The following is a 3,049-nucleotide window of genomic DNA, read 5'->3' on the forward strand; positions in this document are numbered from 1 at the left end:
CGTATGCATCACGACCTGCCCGCCGAGACGGCCAACATAGCGATCCCAGCCCAGCGTGCCGGCCTGCTCCACGCACACGCGCGCATCGACATCCGTCGGGAACACCGACTCCTTATAGGCTTCGTCCTGTTTTTCAAACACATCCCATGACGGCATGGACACCACGCGCGCAGCGATGCCCTCGCTTTTCAGCTTCTCATACACGTCGATGCACAAGTACACCTCGCTGCCCGTCGCCATCAGGATGACCTCCGGCTTCTTGCCACCGTCTGCGTCGGCAAGGACATAAGCGCCCTTGTGTACGCCCTTCGCCGACGCGTATTTCGTCCGGTCGAAGGTCGGCAACGGTTGCCGCGAGAGCACGATGCACGTCGGCGTTTGCGGCTGGGATAAGGCATGGCGCCACGATTCGGCGACTTCGTTGGCGTCGGCTGGACGGAACAAGCTGAGTCCCGGAACGCCACGCAACGACACCAGTTGTTCGACCGGCTGGTGCGTCGGGCCGTCTTCGCCCAAGCCGATGGAGTCGTGCGTGAACACGTAGATCACCGGCACTTCCATGACCGCGGAGAGCCGGATCGGCGGCTTCATGTAGTCGCTGAAAATGAGGAACGTGGACGCGTAGGGGCGCAAGTTCGACACTGCCATGCCGTTGGAGACCGAACCCATCCCGTGTTCGCGAATGCCGAAATGCATGTTTCGGGAGCCATAACTGCTCGCCTGGAAACTGCCTGCGCCTTCGAATTTGAGATCGGTCTTGGTGGACGGCGACAGGTCGGCCGCACCGCCGAGCAGCCAGGGAACGCGTTTGGCGATGGCGTTCAGTACTTTCCCTCCCGAGTCTCGCGTGGCGAGGCCCTTTGCATCGGCGTCGAACGTCGGGATGTCTGCGTCCCAGCCGTCCGGCAACTGATGCGCTTCGATTTGCGCAAATTCCTTGGCAAGCTCGGGATATTTGCTTGAATAGTCGTCGAACGCCTTTAGCCAGGCTTCACGCGCTGCCTTGCCACGCGCACCAAAGCCTTCGTTGAAATTCTCATAGACGCCGTCTGGCACCAGGAATTGCGCGTCTTCCGGCCATCCGTAAAATTTCTTGGTGAGCCTGACTTCCTCCACGCCGAGCGCTTCGCCATGCGCGGACGCTGTGTCCTGCTTGTGCGGCGAGCCCCAGCCGATAATGCTTTTCACCACGATCAGCGTCGGTGCGTTCGTGTTGGCCTTCGCCTTGTTGAGCGCGGCTTCGAGCGCGGCCGGGTCATTCGCATCGTCCACATGCATCGTGTTCCATTGGTAACCCTTGAAACGCGATTCCACGTCGTCGCTATAGGCCAGGTCCGTGTGGCCTTCGATCGTCACGCGATTGCTGTCGTAGATCCAGATCAGGTTAGACAACTTCAGGTGTCCCGCGAGCGACGCGGCCTCGTGCGACACGCCTTCCATCATGCAACCGTCACCGCACACCGCATACACGCGATAGTCGAAAATCTTCGCGTCCGGCTGGTTGAAATGCGTTTCGTACCAGCGCGCGGCGATCGCCATGCCAACGCTATTGCCAAGCCCCTGCCCGAGCGGACCTGTGGTGGTTTCCACGCCGGTCGTGATCCGGTATTCCGGGTGGCCCGGCGTGTTGCTGTCGATCTGGCGGAAATGCTTGATGTCATCCATCGACACGGCCGGCTTGCCGGTGGGCTTCTCGTCGTGATCGAGGCCTTTCACGCCCGTCAGGTGCAGCAGCGCGTAAATCAGCATCGACGCGTGGCCGGCTGACAGCACGAAGCGGTCGCGATTGGGCCATAGCGGCTCGCTCGGATCGTAGCGGAGATGGTTCTGCCAAAGATGATAGGCAGCCGGCGCGAGCCCCATTGGCGTACCCGGATGACCTGAGTTGGCTTTCTGCACCGCGTCCATCGCGAGGGTGCGAATGGTGTTGATGGAAAGCATGTCGAGATCGGAAAACTGCGAGGGGTTTTGTGGCATGAGCGACGACTCCTTTTGCGTAGAGCGCGCTGCGGCACGAAAGGCGCCACAACGGGCAACCGGGACCTTCCAGCAAGTGTAGTGCCATGACATCAGGCGCGTCACCGAAGAACCGCTGACCAGCCCATGAACCGCGCGCGCTGCGGGGCGCAGACGGCGTCCAAAAGCTTGGCGACAACACGTGCGGGTAATCAGACTAACAACGCAGACTAACGACGCTACGCTTGAAACCTTGCAAAAACGGCTTTAATCGTACACGCGAGACGGACTGGGAATAGCCAGCGCATATGACAAATTTTATCGCTGTCGAAGCTGGGGCGACGAGCACAACGATACCGTGAAGGCCGAAACATTGGCCGCATGAGGAAACTACCATAGCCATCGGAGCAACGCATCGAAGCTACAATGGGCGTCCGCCAGAGGCCCGGCGCGCCGCGCCCCGCGGCCGCTTCCGCTCTTGTTGCGTTCCGCCTGATCTCGCCTTACATGATAGAGAAATCGTCCTCGATGCAGGTTCCAGCCGCTTCGCGTTCCACGTCCGGTCCTCCAGTCATCGTGCTGCTGGTCGCAGCGACGTTCTTCATGGAAAACCTCGACGGCACGATCATCGCGACCGCATTGCCGCAAATGGCGCGCTCGTTCGGCCTTCATCCCGTCGATCTCAGTCTCGGGATTACGTCGTACCTTCTGACGCTCGCCGTGTTCATTCCGATCAGCGGCTGGGCAGCGGACCGCTTCGGCCTGCGCACCGTATTCGGCAGCGCCATCGCCGTGTTCACGGCTGCATCGGTCCTGTGCGGCATGACATCCACCTTGCCGACGTTCACGGCCGCGCGGGTCCTGCAGGGCATTGGCGGTGCAATGATGGTGCCCGTTGGGCGCCTCGCCGTGCTGCGCGCCACGCCCAAGGAAGGGCTGATGCGCGCGATCGCCGTGATTACCTGGCCCGGCCTTGTCGCGCCCGTGATCGGGCCGCCGCTGGGCGGATTCATCACGACGTATTCGTCCTGGCGATGGATTTTCTATCTGAACTTGCCACTCGGCTGTATCGGCCTCGTGCTCGCGCTGCGCT

General features: G+C 61.3%; 2 protein-coding genes. One reads left to right on the plus strand and one right to left on the minus strand.

Annotated features, from left to right (window positions below):
* Positions 1-1,977: transketolase (gene tkt / locus WCA53_RS16810; protein WP_423912713.1), on the minus strand; the 1,977-nt coding region annotated here is incomplete at its 3' end.
* 507 nt (positions 1,978-2,484) lie between these two features.
* On the opposite strand from tkt, the gene WCA53_RS16815 reads away from it, so the two are divergent.
* On the plus strand, positions 2,485-3,049 hold a 565-nt coding region (locus WCA53_RS16815), incomplete at its 3' end, for an MFS transporter (protein ID WP_423912716.1).

Origin of the sequence: Caballeronia sp. (assembly GCF_049581465.1) — a bacterium.
Classification (GTDB): Bacteria; Pseudomonadota; Gammaproteobacteria; order Burkholderiales; family Burkholderiaceae; genus Caballeronia.